Here is a 17918-nt window from a genome sequence, read left to right as displayed (position 1 = left end):
CAATCACCACATCGGCGCATTGACCTATAAGCAAATTATTAAATTATGGAACTCGAATCAATTTTATTGCCGGGCGTTGAAGCCAAAAGACCGATCGTTATCGCCGGTCCATGCAGTGCAGAAACAGAAGAACAAGTAATGACTACCGCCAAAGAGCTGGCCTCTAAAGGAATGAAAATATTCCGTGCCGGAATTTGGAAACCACGTACCAAACCGGGCGGTTTCGAAGGCATCGGTGTAGAAGGACTGAGCTGGCTGAAAGAGGTGAAAAAAGAAACCGGTATGTATGTTTCTACCGAAGTAGCTACTGCAAAACATGTATACGAATGTCTGAAAGCCGGTATCGACATCCTATGGGTAGGTGCACGCACCACCGCCAACCCCTTTGCCGTACAGGAAATTGCCGATGCGCTGAAAGGAGTAGATATCCCCGTGTTGGTAAAGAACCCGGTAAATCCCGACCTCGAACTATGGATCGGTGCACTGGAACGTATCAACAACGCAGGTTTGAAACGCTTGGGAGCCATTCATCGCGGTTTCAGCAGCTACGATAAAAAGCTATACCGTAATCTTCCGCAATGGCACATCCCCATCGAGTTGCGCCGTCGTCTACCGGAACTGCCTATCTTCTGCGACCCGAGCCACATCGGTGGAAAACGCGAACTGGTAGCACCGCTTTGCCAACAGGCGATGGACCTCAACTTCGATGGTCTGATCGTAGAAAGCCATTGTAATCCGGATTGCGCATGGAGCGACGCTGCCCAGCAAGTCACTCCGGATGTATTGGACTACATCCTGAACCTGCTCGTCATCCGTAAGGAAACACAAACTACTGAAAACCTGAGCCAGCTACGCAAGCAGATTGATGAATGTGATGATAACATCATCCAAGAACTGGCAAAACGTATGCGCGTGGCACGCGAAATAGGCACATACAAAAAAGAGCATGGCATCACCGTACTCCAAAGAGGACGTTATAACGAAATTCTGGAAAAACGCGGTGCACAAGGCGAGCAATGCGGAATGGGAGCCGAATTCATGAAAACCATCTTCGAAGCGATACACGAAGAATCGGTTCGTCAGCAAATGGAGATTATTAATAAATAGACAGTTCATTACGGGAAAAGGAACCCGTCACAGTTAGAAAAAGATAAAAACCATAATGGGTATGTAGCGTTTCACATTCGTGCGACGCTCTTCTCTCATTTGTGAGACGAGTATCTCTCAACTGTGAGAAAACCGTTTCACAGCTGTGAAACGATAATTGTTCCTACATCTTTGGCTCCGCTTCTTTTACTGTCAAGAGAAAGCAAAGCCTTTTTAAACCAATCATATCGTATGCGAATCTTAATTCTCGGAGCCGGAAAAATGGGCTCTTTTTTTACTGACATACTGAGTTTTCAGCACGAGACGGCCGTGTTCGACGTCAACCCGCATCAGTTGCGTTTTGTCTACAACACGTATCGTTTCACAACTCTGGAAGAAATCAAAGAGTTTGAACCGGAATTAGTCATCAATGCAGCTACAGTGAAATATACGCTGGACGCTTTCCGCAAAGTTCTGCCTGTATTGCCTAAAGACTGTATCCTAAGCGACATTGCTTCCGTAAAAACCGGACTGAAGAAATTTTATGAAGAGAGCGGCTTCCGTTATGTCTCCACCCATCCGATGTTCGGTCCCACTTTTGCCAGTCTCAGCAACTTGAGCAGTGAGAGTGCCATTATCATTAGCGAAAGTGATCATTTGGGGAAAGTATTCTTCAAGGATTTGTACAACAGTCTCCGGTTGAACATATTCGAATATACTTTCGACGAACATGATGAAACAGTAGCTTATTCACTCTCCATCCCTTTCGTTTCCACCTTTGTATTTGCTGCCGTCATGAAGCATCAAGAAGCTCCGGGAACGACTTTCAAGAAGCATATGGCCATTGCTAAAGGACTTCTGAGCGAAGACGATTATCTCTTGCAGGAAATTCTTTTCAACCCTCGTACCCCGGCACAAGTAGCCAATATCCGGACGGAATTGAAGAATCTTCTGGAGATTATAGAGAATAAGGATGCCGAAGGAATGAAGAAATATCTGACGAAGATACGGGAAAAGATTAAATAATATATCTAATTTTAAACGACCAACTCTGGTGTCATTTATATTGGATACCAGAGTTTTTTATGTAAAAAAAGAACATAGTATCAAAAATATTCATACATTTGTACTACACCTTATATTTTACAAGCGTATGAAACATATTACTTCTCTAACGATTTACTGTTGTCTATTATTGGCTACCTGTATGCAAGGGCATTCTCAAGAAAAAATGGTCACGACTAATTACAATGAAAATCTCCCAACGGAAACCCTTCCAGCTCCTATTATTGAGGTAGCTACAAGCACAGATGGAGGAAGATATATGCGTATCACAATGTTTTGCGAAACAGCAGATGCAGAAATCCACTACACATTAGACGGTACTATTCCTACCAAACAATCCCCCCTTTACACAGAGGAGATTACCGGTAATAGCCACAGCGTAACCATAAAAGCCATTACAACAAAGGATGGCTATCTTGATTCACCAATAGCAGAATATATGTATGGAGGTTCTGGCATTATAAATGAGCAAACAGATAAAAAGATTATCTTACGCATCTATCTACCGCTATCCGGTACCCCCCTATTCTCACCAACCGAAGGAATGAATATTGTTATCACAACCTATGAAGACGGACAATTGGAGACTCACAAAATGATATGGAAACCATAAGTTATTTTTAAGCTAAGGAACCCCCTCCTTATCTGGTATGAATATTAATTAACTTGATTATCCCGGAAATATCTTGTACCTTTGTGTTCGCAAAAAACAAAGGAGAATCCATGATAGATCAAGCAACCATAGACCGTATACTCGATGCTGCACAAATTGTAGACGTAGTATCCGAATTCGTCACACTACGCAAACGCGGGGTGAACTATGTGGGCTTGTGCCCGTTCCATAATGAAAAAACCCCTTCTTTCAGCGTTTCCCCCTCGAAAGGGCTATGTAAATGCTTTAGCTGCGGGAAAGGAGGAAATGCCGTACACTTCGTTATGGAACACGAGCAGATGTCGTACTACGAAGCACTAAAATATCTGGCTAAAAAGTATAACATCGAAATCAAGGAACGGGAGTTGACCAATGAAGAGAAACAAGCGCAAAGTACGCGTGAAAGTATGTTCATTGTCAACAACTTTGCCCGTGACTACTTTCAAAATATACTAAAGAATCACGTAGACGGTAGAAGTATCGGTATGGCTTATTTCCGTCAACGGGGTTTCCGGGACGATATTATTGAAAAATTCCAATTGGGTTTCAGTACGGAAAGCCACGATGCACTGGCACAAGAGGCTATCCGTAAAGGATTCAAAAAGGAATATCTCGTTAAAACCGGGCTTTGTTACGAAACAGACGACGGCCGTCTGCGCGACCGCTTTTGGGGACGTGTCATGTTTCCTGTACATACACTTTCGGGTAAAGTTGTAGCATTCGGTGGACGTGTGCTCAGCACGGAAAACAAAAAACTGGCCAAATACGTAAACTCTCCCGAATCGGAAATTTACCATAAAAGCAACGAACTATACGGAATTTACTTTGCCAAACAAGCAATTGTAAAGCAAGACCGATGTTTCCTTGTAGAAGGTTATACAGACGTTATCTCCATGCATCAATCAGGTGTGGAAAATGTGGTCGCTTCGTCCGGAACTTCTCTGACTCCCGGCCAGATACGCCTTATCCACCGTTTTACCAATAACATTACTGTACTCTACGACGGTGACATGGCCGGCATCAAAGCCTCCATCCGTGGTATTGACATGCTGCTGGAAGAAGGAATGAACATTAAAGTCTGCCTTCTGCCCGACGGCGACGACCCGGATTCTTTTGCCCGTAAACACAATGCCACCGAGTTTCAACAGTTCATCAAAGAACATGAAACGGACTTTATCCGCTTTAAAACCAATCTATTGCTGGAAGACGCCGGTAAAGATCCCATCAAACGGGCAGAACTGATAAACAACATCGTGCAAAGCATCTCGGTAATCCCGGAAGCCATTGTACGCGACGTATATATCAAAGAGTGCGGACAACTATTGCGCGTGGAAGACAAACTACTCGTTTCGGAAGTTGCCAAACGAAGGGAAATACAGGCGGAAAAAGAAAACAAGCCAATCCTTAATAACCCTAACAATGCGCCTTCCGGAATGCCGGCTGATGTATCGGGCGGAGATTTCCCGCCGCCGTTTCTCCCGGATGATGTGGAAGATCCTTACCGGTCCTATATCCCGCAGGAAGGAAAAGAGGGGCAAGAATTTTATCGATATGAACGTTTGGTTATCCAGGCAATAATACGTTATGGAGAGAAGATCATGTGTAACATGGAAGATGAAGAAGGAAAAGAAATTCCGGTTAGCGTCATCGAATATGTAGTCAATGACTTGAAAGAAGACGATCTTGCCTTCCATAATCCGATGCACCGCCGTATTCTTACCGAAGCAATGACCCATGTCCATGATTCGGGCTTCATTGCCGAACGTTACTTCATAGCTCATTCCGATCCGGAACTCAGTTCCATTGCCACGGAATTGGCCAGTGACCGGTATCAACTGAGCAAGTTCCACTCAAAAACACAGAAAATAACCACAGACGAGGAACGTCTTTTCGAATTAGTTCCCCTACTGATGATCAACTTTAAGAATGCCATTGTAGCCGCAGAGTTAAAACATATCATGTATGCCCTGCAAGATCCTGTCAATGAAGCCGACGATGAGAAATGCGCCGCCCTTATGCAACGCTATAAAGAGATGAAACAAATAGAAAGCTTAATGGCCAAAAGACTGGGAGACAGGGTGGTGCTTCGTTAGTGATAAGCGCCAATCACTTATCACTACTCGCTAAACTCACCGATTGATCAGATTCATAAATTCCTCCCGGGTTTTAGCTTGATTGAAAGCTCCGGTAAAATCAGAAGTGGTAGTTATCGAGTTCTGCTTTTCCACCCCACGCATCTGCATGCACATATGCTTTGCCTCTACCACTACCATTACTCCTAACGGGTTGAGAGTTTCTTGAATACACTCCTTGATTTGCAGTGTCATGCGTTCTTGTACTTGCAGGCGATGAGAAAAAATATCGACTACGCGGGCGATCTTGCTCAAACCTGTGATATAGCCGTTAGGGATATATGCTACATGCGCCTTCCCGTAGAAGGGCAACATGTGATGCTCACAAAGAGAGAAGAAATCAATATCTTTCACAATCACCATCTGGCTATATTCCTCCTTAAACTTAGCCGAACGCAATACTTCATGAGGATCCATGTGATAGCCTTTAGTCAGACTCAACATTGCTTTGGCTACACGTTCCGGAGTTTTCAGCAGACCTTCTCTTTCAGCATCTTCGCCCAACAAAGTAATAATACTACGATAATGACTTTTCAAATCCTCCAATGCCGGAGAGACGATTTCTTCTTTTTCTAACATACGAAATTATAAGGGGATATTTATTTGATCTTTTACAATAGAAACTTCCTTGAATACACCGGTCGCTCTTAACTTCCGCATCATAGCATCCGCTTCTTCGATACTACGGAAATCTCCCACACGACAAAGCCAACGGGGAGAAGTAAAAAAGGCATATGTTTTCAAATCCGGAAAATATTCTTTCACTTTTGAAGCCATATTAGTCGCTTCATTACGGGCTGTACGCGAATTATTACCGGCATACACCTGTACACGATAACCGGGAGACTTCAAAATCGTCTGTTCTCCGGTAGCAACATATTCCGTCCCCAACAACGCTTCTATCCGTGGATCCTGATGAATGGTTACCTTACCCTGCCCGGGCACATATCGCTCTAAACTCTTTACTATATTCTGAGCCCGAACTATACCTGTAAAAGCAAATAACAACAAAAGTAAACTGAGTTTTCTCATAAAAGTAGTTTTGGGCGGTTCGTAAACTGCAACACAGTTATAAACCACAAATGATAAAGACTACAATAATTATAAACTACGAGTTACAAGCCATGAAACATCCCTACATCGGAGTATCCCCGCAGCCTGTAACTCATAGTCTGCTAATTATTTAAAAGCATCGATGATACCTTTGAAGTCAGCAACCTTCAAAGCAGCGCCACCGATCAAACCACCGTCAACATCCGGGTTTGAGAACAATTCTTTAGCATTGGAAGGCTTGCAGCTACCACCATAAAGAATAGAAGTGTTATCAGCAATTTCTTTGCCATATTTCTCAGCAACCACCGAACGGATGAAAGCGTGAATTTCCTGTGCTTGAGCAGGAGTAGCAGTCTTACCTGTACCAATAGCCCAAACCGGTTCGTAAGCCAGAATAATCTTTGCGAAATCTTCGGCAGACAATTCGAATACAGAAGCTAATTGAGCGGCAACCACTTCGTTTTGCTTGTTTGCTTCACGTTCTTCCAACACTTCACCGATACAGAAAATCGGAGTCAGACCATTAGCCAAGGCCAATTTAACTTTCTCTTTCAAGATTTCAACAGTTTCACCATAATAAGCACGACGCTCAGAGTGACCTAAGATTACATATTTTGCACCTGTAGAAGCAACCATAGCGGCTGAAACTTCACCTGTATAAGCACCTTCCACTTTATCTGCACAGTTTTCTGCACCTACACCGATAACCGCAGCATCAACGATAGGAGTAACAGAAGCCAGATGAATAAACGGAGTACAAATTACTACATCACAATTAGGCTTATCAGCAGCCAATGCTTCATTCAATTCTTTTGCAAGAGCAATACCCTCCTGAAGGGTTTTGTTCATTTTCCAATTTCCTGCTACAATGTTCTTTCTCATTTTGTTTTTATTATTAAAAGGGTTAATATATTTACGATTTAACGATTTAAATTACACGATATACTTATTAGGCTACACGATTGATGAATTACCACTTAAACTACCTTATTTCCGATTTGCATTATAGTGATTTAGAGTTTCATACGCTATGAAGATTTATCGCTATCGCTTTTCGTCTCACTGCCATCACTACCTTCATCGCTTGGCGTCTCTTCCTGTGTAGAAAGCTTCACAGCTTTTAGCAGTTCAGCATTTCGCCTCCGAAGAGCTTCACTTTTCTTTTCCCGCCGTTTCACTACCAGAATATCCATACCCAATACGAACAACAAAGGAATAGCAAACCATAAAAAGACATAACCAATGGTATAACTATCAGTCACTTTCTTCAGTTTTCCCAGCTCAAGAGTCTCGAGTTTACCGGTCAAGGCATATTCATCCGGCAAATCCGCATCATTCCATTTATTTAGAATCACACCGTTCCTTATCAACATCAATCCCGGATTGGAACGTATCATAGTCTTCAGCGTAATGTCGTCTACAAGGCAGAACGGATACTCAGCCCCGGTCTTGTCACGCCAAAGTTCTATCTCTTCGCTCGGAGAAGAGGTCAGACAATAAAAACCATAACCGTTTTCCACCGAATAGTCATATATTTCATTTATGAGATCGATATTGCTATCATCCGCTTCCTCTATCCGATGTGCCACCAACAGAAAAGTATAATTTATATCTGTCAGAACCTTATCCGTTATATCCTCACCGGTACTCTGTTCCACCAGTGAAAAGTCATGGATGGGCGGTTCGTACCCTTTCTCTTTCAAAACAGTACGTGTATCCACAAATGTCCAGGTACTATCCGGATAATTCTCGAGTGTAAACTCTTTTTTCTCACCATCCTTCTCCATAAGAAAAGTCGTTTCATACACATTCGGCTTTGCCCCGTCCGGTATTTCCATCCCCTGAAGAATATTCTTACCTATCTTATAAGGACGAAAATCCAAAACAGGTAAATGAGCCAGGCAATAAAACGAAAGTGCAAACACAAACAATATGGTATATAACGAAACTAACCATTCCGTCTTAGCCGAGATGAAACGTATAATCTCCTTTTTCCACCGAAAAGTAGAATAGGCTGCAATAAACAACACAATATTCTTCCCAAAAGTTTCCCAATTCGTCAGCACCCATGCATCACCAAAACAACCACAGTCGGAAACCGGGTTCTTCAATGCCAGATAAAGGGTAAGCGGAGTCATGAATATCATCAGTAGGAAAGCCAACAGAGTAGTCGTCTTTTTTCGAATCCCGAAAAACAAACAGACCCCGATGGAGAACTCTATGGCTGATAAGATAACCGCTGCCAACAAAGGAAAAAAAGAGGGAAACCAAGACAGCATACCGAAAGCTTCCAGATAATCTTGTATTTTATACTGGAACCCTAAAGGATCAACCGCCTTCACAAATCCGGAGAATATAAATGCCACTGCCAACAAAAAGCGGCAGGCATTGACCCACGTCTTTTGAATAATATGTAAATTCCTAACCTTCAAATTCAATCTTAATCAAACCAAAAACGGAATAATTAATCATATCCATATAATTTGCATCGATGCCTTCCGAAACCAATGTATGTCCTGCCAAACTCTCAATCTGTTTAGTACGGTAAATCTTCATCAGAATCAGGTCGGTATAAGAACTGACACGCATGCAACGCCATGCCTCGTCGTAATCATGATTTTTGGCAAGCATCAGTTCCAACGCTTCTTTAGCATATTTATCATAAAAGGCCATTGCTTCTTCATTACTGATATCGGCAACATCGGCATAACCGAGTTCCAACTGTATAAGTCCGACAATACCATAATTGACAATTGCAATAAATTCCGAACGAATTCCTTCGTCTATCAGTGTCACACCTTTGGTTTCGATACTGCGAATACGGTTGGCTTTAATAAAAATCTGATCAGTCACGGAAGCCGGACGCAGAATACGCCATGCAGGACCGTAATCATGCAGTTTCTTGGAAAATAAGTCACGGCATAAAGCGATGACATGCTCAAATTGTTGCTTGGTATCTTTCATATCCTTACAAATAGAGCACAAAGGTAACAATAATTGAAGAAAAAAGAAAAAAATAGCCAGGCAATGTATAACTACCTGGCTACTTGTGATCTAAATAGGGTCTATTTCGTTAAGAACAGCGTAAAACCTGTCCGGGACGAAGAATGGTCTTTGTTGTAATACGGTTCAGCTTACAAAGCGTACTGATAGAAACTCCACGCAACTTAGCAATGCGCGAAAGCGTATCTCCGCTCTTTACTTTATGATACCGGATCGTTCCGTCACTTGCCAACTGAGTGTCATGCGAACCGGCAGCACGCTGATAACCTTTTGTCTTTTTAAATGTATAAGTATCTGCCACAATATCCTGCTTAGGAAAATCGAACATAAGAGCCGGATTGATAGCAATTCCCAAAAAGCGGGTTTCAAAGTGAAGATGTGAACCGGTAGAACGTCCTGTATTACCGCCCAAACCAATAACCTCACCAGCTTTTACCAATTGATTTTCTTCTACCAGTTGTTTTGACAAGTGCCCGTATATGGTTTCCAATCCATTATCGTGGCGAATGACTACATACTTACCATACCCGCGACGTTCATATCTCACAATACGTACTTTTCCATCGAATGCGGCGACAATCGTATCACCGATATTTACTTTCAGATCTAGCCCATTATGCATTCTTCTCCAACGGGGACCGAAAGGCGAAGTGATGCGTGTGCTCGGAGTCGGCATATGAAAGCCTGTCAAATCAATTGTATATGATTCCGGAATGATGACTTCCTTACCATATGCATGCACATACTGATTATTCCAGTTAGGATAAAGGCTTAATGCAGGATATTCGGATTGCTCCGCACGGATCTGCCGTTGCAATGCGAGAGAGTCTACTGATTTTAATTTCTTATCGATCGGTGCCTGTCGGGCGATCAAATCCTGAGAAAAAGAATTCAGGCTGATCATAGCCGCTGCGGCAATCATTACGGTTTTAATACAATTGAAATTCATTCGCTTCGTCAAATTCAATTAATATTCGTCATTTGCATACAGGTAGTCAAATACAGCCTGCTTATAGTCGAATATTTCTTCCGGTTTAAAAAATCTGTTTAATTCGGCCGCCGCGGTCTCCGGTGAATCAGAAGCATGAACAATGTTTTCTTGAAAACTCATACTGTAATCTCCCCGAATGGTTCCCGGTGCTGCCAGACGTCCGTTAGTAGGGCCTGCCAACGTACGGACTGCTTGAATTGCATCTACACCCTCAAAACAACAAACGACAACAGGAGCTGTCATCATAGAATCCTTTACACGTTGAAAGAACGGCTTTGTACTGAGATGGGCGTAATGTTCGCTCAACACTTCATCTGTCAACTGCATCATCTTCATCCCGGCTAAGCGTAAACCTTTACGTTCGAAACGGTGAAGAATCTCACCTATCAACGCCCGTTGTACGGTGCAAGGCTTCAAGATAACCAGTGTTTTTTCAATCATAATATGACTGTTATCAAAGTGTTAAACGATACATTTATTATAAAATTCCTCCAAAGATAGTATTTTCCTTCGAAAGGCCGGGTAGTCTCTTAACTTTTTTTTGTATCCTCCGAAAGGAAAAACGAGAAAAACAGGCTTTAAAGTACTATAAATAGGAGGTCTATGAAGAATATATGTTTTGCAACATATTCTGCAAATAAGCTGCATGTTTAACCGTTTTTCAACTTATCGAAGCCCAGTTAACGTTCGTCTTGCGAAGTGCCCTAAGCTGTTGCCATAATATATCATTTTCAGGATGGCATGCTTCCGGATCAGCGTCCACAATGTCTTGAGCAATATTACGAACATATTGCAGCAATTGTCCATCCCGTGCTATATCGGCTATTTTCAAATCAAAAGCAATGCCACTCTGCTGAGTGCCTTCCAAATCTCCGGGGCCACGCAATTTCAAATCGGCTTCCGCTATCTCAAAACCATCATTGGTACGCACCATTATTTCAAGGCGCTTCCGTGTTTCCTCCGTCAACTTATAATTAGTCACCAAAATGCAGTAAGACTGTTCCGCCCCACGGCCGACACGTCCCCGAAGCTGATGTAACTGCGACAATCCGAACCGTTCGGCATTTTCTATAATCATCACAGAGGCATTCGGTACGTTTACTCCTACCTCGATCACCGTAGTAGCCACCATTATCTGTGCCTCTCCCGAGACAAAAAGCTGCATTTGCCCGTCTTTTTCAGCCGGTTTCATCTTTCCATGCACTTTACAGACTTTGCAATCCGGAAACTCTTCACATATTTGCAAATACCCTTCTTCAAGGTTTTTCAAATCAATCTTTTCACTTTCTTTTATAAGCGGATAGACAATGTAAACCTGGCGTCCTTCAGCTATCTGCTTATGTACGGAACGATAAAGACTTTCGCGACGATTATCAAATTGATGAATAGTAGTAATCGGCTTCCGTCCCGGAGGTAACTCATCAATGACAGAAACATCCAAATCACCATAAAGAGTCATAGCCAAAGTCCTCGGTATAGGAGTAGCCGTCATCACAAGCACATGGGGAGGCTGGATATTCTTACTCCATAGGCGGGCACGTTGTGCCACCCCAAAACGATGCTGTTCGTCGATAACGACAAAACCGAGGGAAGAAAAATTGACAGTATCCTCTATGACAGCATGAGTACCGATCAGGATACGTACATCCCCTGTGAGCAAACCGGAAAGGATGGCTTCACGTTTCTTCCTTTTCACCGAACCGGTAAGCAATTCCACACGGATATCCATACCGAAAAGAAGCTCCTTTATCGTTTCGTAATGCTGGTTGGCAAGAATTTCCGTAGGGGCCATCATACAAGCCTGATAACCATTATCAAGTGCCATCAACATACTCATTAATGCTACCAAGGTCTTACCGCTACCTACATCTCCCTGCAACAAACGGTTCATCTGGCGTCCCGAACCTACATCCTGCCGAATCTCCTTCAACACTCGTTTTTGGGCTCCTGTCAATTCAAAAGGTAAGTTGCGGGAATAAAAGGTATTGAATACCTTGCCTACCGTCTCAAAAACAAAGCCCCGATATCTCCGTTGCCGATCTTTAGAATATCGCAGGATGTTAAGTTGCACGTAAAAAAGTTCTTCAAACTTCAAACGATACTGTGCTTTTCTTAAGAACTCCGGATTGACAGGGAAATGAATATTTTGCAAAGCATCCGTAAGTGGCATCAGGTGATGATCGGCCAATATCTTTGAGGATAAAGTTTCAGGAAGCGGTTCTTGTATCTGTTGAAGCACCGTCGCCATCATTTTGGCTATTGCATGAGAGTTGAGAAAGCTCCGCTTCATCTTCTCCGTCGTATTGTAATAAGGCTGCAAACCGGTAGCCGTCAACTTAAGCTCTGCCGTCTTATCTATATCGGGATGCGCCACATTAATTCGTCCGCCAAAAACCGTCGGTTTACCGAAAACGATATATTCTTCGTGAACTTTATATTTACCGAAAATGAATTTGATTCCTTGAAACCACACCAAATCCACCACACCGGTACCATCCGAAAAATGAGCGACTAATCGTCTTTGACGTCCTTCACCAAAAGTCTCAAAACCCAAGATCTGCCCTTTAAGTTGTATATAAGGCATGTTCCCGTCTATTTCATGAATATAATAGATACGGCTGCGATCTACATATTTATAAGGGAAATAGTAAATAAGATCATGTACGGAATATATCTCCAACTCTTTGTTGAGTACACCCGCTTTCTGTGGCCCTACGCCGGATATATATTTTATGTCACGTGTAGTTAAATCAAACATTCACCAGAACACTACTTATTTTCAAATCAAAAGGAGTGGTAATCTTGATATTCTCACGATTGCCTTCTGCCAGATAAACAGACTCTCCCATCGCTTCCACCACAGAAGCATCATCCGTAAAAAACGAAGTATATTCCTGTGCATAAGCTCGTCTCAATAGCTCCACATCAAAAACTTGCGGAGTTTGAACCAACTTGTAATCACTGCGAGATACAGTCTCGCTCCCCGTATCCGTAAGATGACGAATCGTTTCCACCACGTCAACGACAGGAATTACCGCTTTTTTTGTTTCAGCCAATTGATAACAACGCTCGATGACCTGTCGTGAAACGAACGGGCGTACTCCATCGTGCACGCCTACCAGTCCCGGCTCAACATATGCCAAACCGTTCTTTACCGAATGGAAGCGAGTCTCACCGCCATCGGCGAGCACATGTCCAATCGAGAAATGATACTTCTGACAAAGTTCTCTCCAATAGGTCTGCTGTTCTTGCGGCAACACAAGGACGATTTTCATTTCTTCATCGAAACGATAAAACGCTTCGATGGTATGCATCAACACAGGTTTCCCACCAATAGGAAGGAATTGTTTAGGAAGATCGCTTCCCATACGCAAACCCTTGCCACCGGCTACGATCAAGGCGGTACGAGTCATTCTATCAGCGTCTTACGCACATTGCTTCTACCAACTCATCCACTTTCTCTTTGCCTACAAGTTTTTCTACGATTGCCAATACGAAATCCATAGCAGCACCCGGTCCCATACCTGTGATAATATTCCCATCTACTACAGCCGGCTCATCAAGGCATTCGGCACCTTCCAGATATTGTTCAAAGCTCGGATAGCAAGTCGCCTTACGGCCTTTAAGAAGTCCTAATTTTCCAAGCACCATCGGTGCCGCACAAATAGCAGCTATCGGTTTATTCTTTTCTGCAAAATCCAGAATTAGTTTACGCAAGCCTTCATGCTTATCAAGAGTCGACGCGCCGGGCATACCACCAGGCAAGAGCAACAATTCAGCATCAAAGAAGTCGCAATTTACAAAGTTCACATCACAAAGTACAGAAACATCATGTGCACCAACGACAATCTCATCCGGTGTCACAGATACAATCTCTACATTCAATCCGGCACGTCTCAGCGTGTCAATGGCAGTAAAGGCTTCAATTTCCTCAAAACCGTCTGCAAAAAAGGCATATACAGTTCCCATAATGTTAATGATGTGTCAATACGCCAATGATAAAAAACACCGGCCAATCGGCACGTTAATTAGTTTATATCTAATAAATCAAATTTATTCTCTTTCATTGATACACCGGCAATCCACTCATTGTATCAAGATTTTTATCGCAAATTAAAATAATAGGTGATTGTTCCTGTCTGATTGTTTACGCCTTCGACTGCATTAAAACGAGCTTTCTTGGCCGCATCTAACGCTGCTTTACGCAAAGCGGCATTAACCGTATTTGTCTGCCGGTTAATGCTTGTAGCAATCACTTGTCCGGCAGGATTCACAGTAATAGAAACGACTACACGTCCCTCTTCCTGGACATTATATACAGGGCGAGGTAACCCTCCTTCTCCTATAGAACGTCCATTAAGGTCAAATGTTCCATAACCGCCTGTTCCTGTTTTAGAACCCGTTGAAGAATTTCCGTCTTTACTACCTTCCACACCCGTTCCGCTATCAGAAGTTCCCTTGCTTCCTTCCATCTGTGCACCCTTACCGAAAGCTCCTGACACCCGTTTGGCAGCGACTTCCGCAGCAGCTTTCCGTTCTCTTTCAGCTTTCTCTTCTGCAAGTTTCTTCGCTTCCGCCGCTTTTTCCGCAGCTGTTTTCTCAGGCTTTTTCACCTCCTTAGGTTTTTCTTTCTTCGGCTCCGTTTTAGGTTTTATAGCAACAGTCTCTTCATCCGTCTGTGTTATCATTTCCTGCTCTGTTGTTTCCTGTGGCTCTACTTCCGGAACTTCCTCCGGGGGCAGTACATCCACATCCACCATTGTGGCAGGATCATAATTTCCTTGTGCGACATCCACATCCCCCATCATGACAGGCACCCCTCCCTCATCCTGATTATTGGGAACAGTAAAACTCACCAAAATCAAAAGAGCAATAATCGCCACATGCACCAACAGCGCACCCAGCACTCCTACGTATTCACCCTTTCTCTTTCCGCTCATTACTTACCTGTTTCGGGCGGCCGTGTAGCCAGCACCATTTTAAAATGATTCTCATTCGCAATATTCAACACTTTTACTATTTCACGGTAAGGTACCGTCTCATCTGCATAAAGTGCTACATACATTTCCGGTTCTCTTTCTGCACAACTCTGCAAAAAAGGAGTCAATTCGTCCAACGTCAGAGCATGCTCTTTCTCATTTCCGAAAGCTGCATAAAAGTTCAAATCCTTATCAATGATCACCCTTGTCAGAGGTTTTGCAGAAGTCTGCTGTTTTCCTTGAGGCAACAGTACTTTAATAGCATTGGGTGATACCACAGTGGAAGTAATCATAAAAAAGATCAACAACAAAAATATCACATCCGTCATGGAGGCCATACTAAAGTTGGGCGATATTTTAGCTCTTCGTTTTAATGCCATATTAATTTATTCAATAGGTGTTTAATACCTTATTTCTGCGCAGGTTCATTAAGTAAATCCATGAATGCCATCGTTTTCGTTTCCATCTTATTCACCACACGATCCACCAACATTACAAGATAGTTATAAGCAAACATAGCAATGATCCCCACTATCAAACCTCCTACAGTAGTAATCATAGCCTCGTAGATACCTCCGGAAAGAAGGGTAATATCAATATTACCGCTACCTGCATTGGCCATTTCATAAAAAGCACGCACCATACCGGTAACTGTACCTAAGAAACCGAGCATCGGAGCACCGCCGGCAATCGTAGCCATCACAGGCAAACCTTTTTCCAATTTTGCCACTTCGATATTCCCGACATTTTCAATAGCAGCCTGCACATCATTCACCGGACGGCCGAGCCGGCTAATCCCTTTCTCGATCATACGTGCCGAAGGAGTGTCTACCGTACGGCAATAATTAATGGCCGATTTGATCTCCCCACTATGAATATAATCCTTGATTTTATCCATAAACATCGGATCTTCCTTATTGGCTTTCCGAATAGCATACATACGCTCGAATAAAATATAGAAACATCCCACAGATAATACTGCAAGCACTATCATGATCCAGCCGCCTTTCACAGCCATATCAAGCATATTCATTTCTGCCGGTGCATTTACAGTGGTAAGCACCGGATTGGCTGTTGCCAGTGAATCAGCCATATTTGCAGCCCCTTGGGCCAATAACAACAGTGTATTCATTAACGGAGACAATTTTTATATTCTTGAATAGTACGCTCAAGTCCCAAATAAAGTGCATCGCTAATCAAAGCATGTCCAATAGACACTTCATCCAGCCAAGGTATGTTTTTATAAAAGAAGTTTAGATTCAACAGACTCAAATCATGACCGGCATTCAATCCCAGTCCCAATTTGCGTGCCACCCTCGCAGCTTCTACAAAAGGAGCTATTGCTACCTCCGGATCTTTAGGAAAAGCTGTGGCATAAGGTTCAGTATAAAGTTCAACCCGGTCGGCTCCGGCTTTAGCTGCATACTCTATCATCTCCGTATCTGTCGAAACAAACACAGAGGTACGGATACCGGCAGTATTAAATTGATCAAGTACGTCTGTCAGAAAATCAATATTGGTCTTTGTATCCCAACCGGAATTTGAAGTAATCTGAGTAGGAGAATCGGGCACTAAAGTCACCTGATGAGGTTTCACTTTCAATACAAGATCGATAAATTCAGGAGAAGGATATCCTTCAATATTAAACTCTGTCCGTAATAACGGACGTAAATCATATACGTCGGCTCTACGGATATGCCGTTCATCCGGCCTAGGATGAACAGTTATCCCATCCGCTCCGAAAGTCTCACAATCAAGTGCCACTTTTACTACATTAGGGATATCCCCTCCACGAGCATTTCTTAAAGTAGCCACTTTATTTATGTTCACACTTAATCTGGTCATCATTACATGAATTGTTTGCTGCAAAAATACAAATATTAGTAACACCATAACAGCAATACGGAAAAAAAATCCCAAATTTGCACCCTAACTAATGTTGTTCAGTATGAAATTTGCTATCTTCGGAAACACATACCAAGCCAAAAAATCATCACATGCAGAAACTCTGTTTCATATATTAGAAAAACATGGAGCAGAGGTGTATTTATGCAGAGAATTCTATCGCTTTCTGGTGTCGGATATGAAACTTAACATCCATCCGGCCGGTTTGTTTGATGGAAACAATTTTTCTGTAGACATGGTTATCTGTATTGGGGGAGATGGTACCTTCTTGAAGGCTGCCAGCAGAGTAGGTGACAAGAATATTCCCATTTTGGGTATAAATACCGGACGTTTAGGTTTTTTAGCTGATATATCTCCGGCAGAAATGGAAGCCACTTTCGAGGAAATTTATGCCGGACACTATACGGTAGAAGAACGAAGTGTGCTCCAATTAATCTGTGAAGATAAACATCTACAATGTTCCCCGTTTGCATTGAATGAAATAGCCGTACTAAAACGTGATAGCTCGTCTATGATAAGTATACGAACTGCAATAAACGGTGCATTCCTCACTACTTATCAAGCGGATGGATTGATTATCGCCACTCCTACCGGATCTACTGCCTATTCATTAAGTGTAGGAGGTCCTATCATTGTGCCGCATTCAAAAACAATAGCCATTACTCCCGTCGCTCCACACAGTCTTAATGTAAGACCAATCGTCATTCGTGATGATTGGGAAATAACCCTTGATGTGGAAAGCCGTAGCCACAACTTTCTCATAGCCATTGACGGACGGAGCGAAACATGTAAAGAAACCACTCGCTTAACCATCCGTAAAGCTTCCTATGCAATAAAAGTCGTTAAACGTTACGACCATATATTTTTCGATACACTCCGCTCTAAATTAATGTGGGGGGCGGACACGAGAGAAGGGAGGAAGAATTAATTAAAGGGAGATGTGAGAATTGAGATGTGAGAAGCAGGCTGCGCTGTCACGCAGCATAGCATTTCTCCCCTCTCCATTCTCACATCTCCCATCCTTCTTCTCTCCCCCCCAATTCCTTCCAATA

Annotated in this window: 19 protein-coding genes; 5 read left to right on the top strand and 14 right to left on the bottom strand. The window is 42.8% G+C overall.

Features of this window, described 5'->3' with window-relative positions; genetic code table 11:
• Window positions 1-45: 45 nt before the first annotated feature.
• The 4 genes from QVP90_RS12695 to dnaG all read left to right on the top strand — a co-directional run bounded on the left by QVP90_RS12695 (window position 46) and on the right by dnaG (window position 4896).
• Window positions 46-1107, top strand: coding sequence for a bifunctional 3-deoxy-7-phosphoheptulonate synthase/chorismate mutase type II (locus tag QVP90_RS12695; protein WP_005933649.1), 1062 nt, complete (start codon window positions 46-48; stop codon window positions 1105-1107).
• Between the two features lie 231 nt (window positions 1108-1338).
• Entirely contained in the window at window positions 1339-2112 is a 774-nt protein-coding gene (locus tag QVP90_RS12690; protein ID WP_005933653.1) for a prephenate dehydrogenase, read from the top strand.
• Between the two features lie 205 nt (window positions 2113-2317).
• Window positions 2318-2764, top strand: coding sequence for a chitobiase/beta-hexosaminidase C-terminal domain-containing protein (locus QVP90_RS12685; protein ID WP_288204456.1), 447 nt, complete (start codon window positions 2318-2320; stop codon window positions 2762-2764).
• A 110-nt stretch (window positions 2765-2874) separates the two neighbouring features.
• The gene (gene dnaG / locus QVP90_RS12680; RefSeq protein WP_007482117.1) at window positions 2875-4896 is read left to right on the top strand and encodes a DNA primase; all 2022 of its coding nucleotides are present in this window, start codon (window positions 2875-2877) and stop codon (window positions 4894-4896) included.
• Window positions 4897-4932: 36 nt separating this feature from the next.
• Here dnaG and folE read toward each other — a convergent pair whose 3' ends face one another.
• The 14 genes from folE to QVP90_RS12610 all read right to left on the bottom strand — a co-directional run bounded on the left by folE (window position 4933) and on the right by QVP90_RS12610 (window position 16806).
• Entirely contained in the window at window positions 4933-5514 is a 582-nt protein-coding gene (gene folE / locus QVP90_RS12675; RefSeq protein WP_005933661.1) for a GTP cyclohydrolase I FolE, read from the bottom strand.
• 6 nt (window positions 5515-5520) lie between these two features.
• On the bottom strand, window positions 5521-5967 hold the full coding sequence (locus QVP90_RS12670; protein ID WP_025818994.1) for an SPOR domain-containing protein: 447 nt from the start codon (window positions 5965-5967) through the stop codon (window positions 5521-5523).
• A 147-nt stretch (window positions 5968-6114) separates the two neighbouring features.
• Window positions 6115-6870, bottom strand: a complete 756-nt coding sequence (gene tpiA, locus QVP90_RS12665; RefSeq protein WP_005933667.1) for a triose-phosphate isomerase — start codon at window positions 6868-6870, stop codon at window positions 6115-6117.
• A 146-nt stretch (window positions 6871-7016) separates the two neighbouring features.
• Complete coding sequence (locus QVP90_RS12660; protein WP_005933671.1) at window positions 7017-8420, bottom strand: BT_3928 family protein; 1404 nt, start codon at window positions 8418-8420, stop codon at window positions 7017-7019.
• Complete coding sequence (locus QVP90_RS12655) at window positions 8410-8952, bottom strand: DUF1599 domain-containing protein (RefSeq protein WP_005933673.1); 543 nt, start codon at window positions 8950-8952, stop codon at window positions 8410-8412. The genes QVP90_RS12660 and QVP90_RS12655 overlap by 11 nt, the downstream gene beginning before the upstream one ends.
• A 109-nt stretch (window positions 8953-9061) precedes the next feature.
• Complete coding sequence (locus QVP90_RS12650) at window positions 9062-9940, bottom strand: M23 family metallopeptidase (protein WP_264380952.1); 879 nt, start codon at window positions 9938-9940, stop codon at window positions 9062-9064.
• Window positions 9941-9958: 18 nt separating this feature from the next.
• A complete protein-coding gene (ndk, locus tag QVP90_RS12645) occupies window positions 9959-10423 on the bottom strand; it encodes a nucleoside-diphosphate kinase (protein ID WP_021936639.1) in 465 nt (154 codons plus the stop codon).
• 220 nt (window positions 10424-10643) lie between these two features.
• Window positions 10644-12740 carry an ATP-dependent DNA helicase RecG gene (recG, locus tag QVP90_RS12640; RefSeq protein ID WP_021936638.1) on the bottom strand — a complete coding sequence of 699 codons (2097 nt, stop codon included), beginning with the start codon at window positions 12738-12740 and terminating at the stop codon, window positions 10644-10646.
• Window positions 12733-13395, bottom strand: coding sequence for a 2-C-methyl-D-erythritol 4-phosphate cytidylyltransferase (locus QVP90_RS12635; RefSeq protein WP_005933681.1), 663 nt, complete (start codon window positions 13393-13395; stop codon window positions 12733-12735). The genes recG and QVP90_RS12635 overlap by 8 nt, the downstream gene beginning before the upstream one ends.
• A gap of 4 nt (window positions 13396-13399) precedes the next feature.
• On the bottom strand, window positions 13400-13951 hold the full coding sequence (locus QVP90_RS12630) for a DJ-1 family glyoxalase III (protein ID WP_021936637.1): 552 nt from the start codon (window positions 13949-13951) through the stop codon (window positions 13400-13402).
• 134 nt (window positions 13952-14085) lie between these two features.
• A complete protein-coding gene (locus QVP90_RS12625) occupies window positions 14086-14922 on the bottom strand; it encodes a TonB family protein (protein ID WP_005933687.1) in 837 nt (278 codons plus the stop codon).
• A complete protein-coding gene (locus QVP90_RS12620) occupies window positions 14922-15341 on the bottom strand; it encodes an ExbD/TolR family protein (RefSeq protein ID WP_005933690.1) in 420 nt (139 codons plus the stop codon). The genes QVP90_RS12625 and QVP90_RS12620 overlap by 1 nt, the downstream gene beginning before the upstream one ends.
• A 29-nt stretch (window positions 15342-15370) precedes the next feature.
• Complete coding sequence (locus tag QVP90_RS12615; protein WP_005933693.1) at window positions 15371-16093, bottom strand: MotA/TolQ/ExbB proton channel family protein; 723 nt, start codon at window positions 16091-16093, stop codon at window positions 15371-15373.
• On the bottom strand, window positions 16093-16806 hold the full coding sequence (locus tag QVP90_RS12610; RefSeq protein WP_005933696.1) for a pyridoxine 5'-phosphate synthase: 714 nt from the start codon (window positions 16804-16806) through the stop codon (window positions 16093-16095). The genes QVP90_RS12615 and QVP90_RS12610 overlap by 1 nt, the downstream gene beginning before the upstream one ends.
• Window positions 16807-16909: 103 nt before the next feature.
• Here QVP90_RS12610 and QVP90_RS12605 point away from each other — a divergent pair, with 103 nt between their 5' ends.
• A complete protein-coding gene (locus QVP90_RS12605; RefSeq protein ID WP_005933699.1) occupies window positions 16910-17794 on the top strand; it encodes an NAD kinase in 885 nt (294 codons plus the stop codon).
• Window positions 17795-17918: the final 124 nt, after the last annotated feature.

The organism is Bacteroides sp. CAG:189, from assembly GCF_000432295.1.
GTDB classification, from domain to species: Bacteria; Bacteroidota; Bacteroidia; order Bacteroidales; family Bacteroidaceae; genus Bacteroides; species Bacteroides salyersiae.
Note: the sequence above shows the minus strand (reverse complement) of the source record. Positions and strands in the feature narration are given on the sequence as shown.

Coding starts and splice junctions, on each gene's coding strand:
- QVP90_RS12670 (WP_025818994.1), bottom strand. CDS start 5,967: ATGAGAAAACTCAGTTTACTTTTGTTGTTATTTGCTTTTACAGGTATA.
- QVP90_RS12615 (WP_005933693.1), bottom strand. CDS start 16,093: ATGAATACACTGTTGTTATTGGCCCAAGGGGCTGCAAATATGGCTGAT.
- QVP90_RS12650 (WP_264380952.1), bottom strand. CDS start 9,940: ATGAATTTCAATTGTATTAAAACCGTAATGATTGCCGCAGCGGCTATG.
- QVP90_RS12620 (WP_005933690.1), bottom strand. CDS start 15,341: ATGGCATTAAAACGAAGAGCTAAAATATCGCCCAACTTTAGTATGGCC.
- QVP90_RS12685 (WP_288204456.1), top strand. CDS start 2,318: ATGGTCACGACTAATTACAATGAAAATCTCCCAACGGAAACCCTTCCA.
- QVP90_RS12625 (WP_005933687.1), bottom strand. CDS start 14,922: ATGAGCGGAAAGAGAAAGGGTGAATACGTAGGAGTGCTGGGTGCGCTG.
- folE (WP_005933661.1), bottom strand. CDS start 5,514: ATGTTAGAAAAAGAAGAAATCGTCTCTCCGGCATTGGAGGATTTGAAA.
- QVP90_RS12635 (WP_005933681.1), bottom strand. CDS start 13,395: ATGACTCGTACCGCCTTGATCGTAGCCGGTGGCAAGGGTTTGCGTATG.
- ndk (WP_021936639.1), bottom strand. CDS start 10,423: ATGATTGAAAAAACACTGGTTATCTTGAAGCCTTGCACCGTACAACGG.
- QVP90_RS12695 (WP_005933649.1), top strand. CDS start 46: ATGGAACTCGAATCAATTTTATTGCCGGGCGTTGAAGCCAAAAGACCG.
- tpiA (WP_005933667.1), bottom strand. CDS start 6,870: ATGAGAAAGAACATTGTAGCAGGAAATTGGAAAATGAACAAAACCCTT.
- QVP90_RS12630 (WP_021936637.1), bottom strand. CDS start 13,951: ATGGGAACTGTATATGCCTTTTTTGCAGACGGTTTTGAGGAAATTGAA.
- QVP90_RS12690 (WP_005933653.1), top strand. CDS start 1,339: ATGCGAATCTTAATTCTCGGAGCCGGAAAAATGGGCTCTTTTTTTACT.
- QVP90_RS12655 (WP_005933673.1), bottom strand. CDS start 8,952: ATGAAAGATACCAAGCAACAATTTGAGCATGTCATCGCTTTATGCCGT.
- dnaG (WP_007482117.1), top strand. CDS start 2,875: ATGATAGATCAAGCAACCATAGACCGTATACTCGATGCTGCACAAATT.
- recG (WP_021936638.1), bottom strand. CDS start 12,740: ATGTTTGATTTAACTACACGTGACATAAAATATATATCCGGCGTAGGG.
- QVP90_RS12610 (WP_005933696.1), bottom strand. CDS start 16,806: ATGACCAGATTAAGTGTGAACATAAATAAAGTGGCTACTTTAAGAAAT.
- QVP90_RS12605 (WP_005933699.1), top strand. CDS start 16,910: ATGAAATTTGCTATCTTCGGAAACACATACCAAGCCAAAAAATCATCA.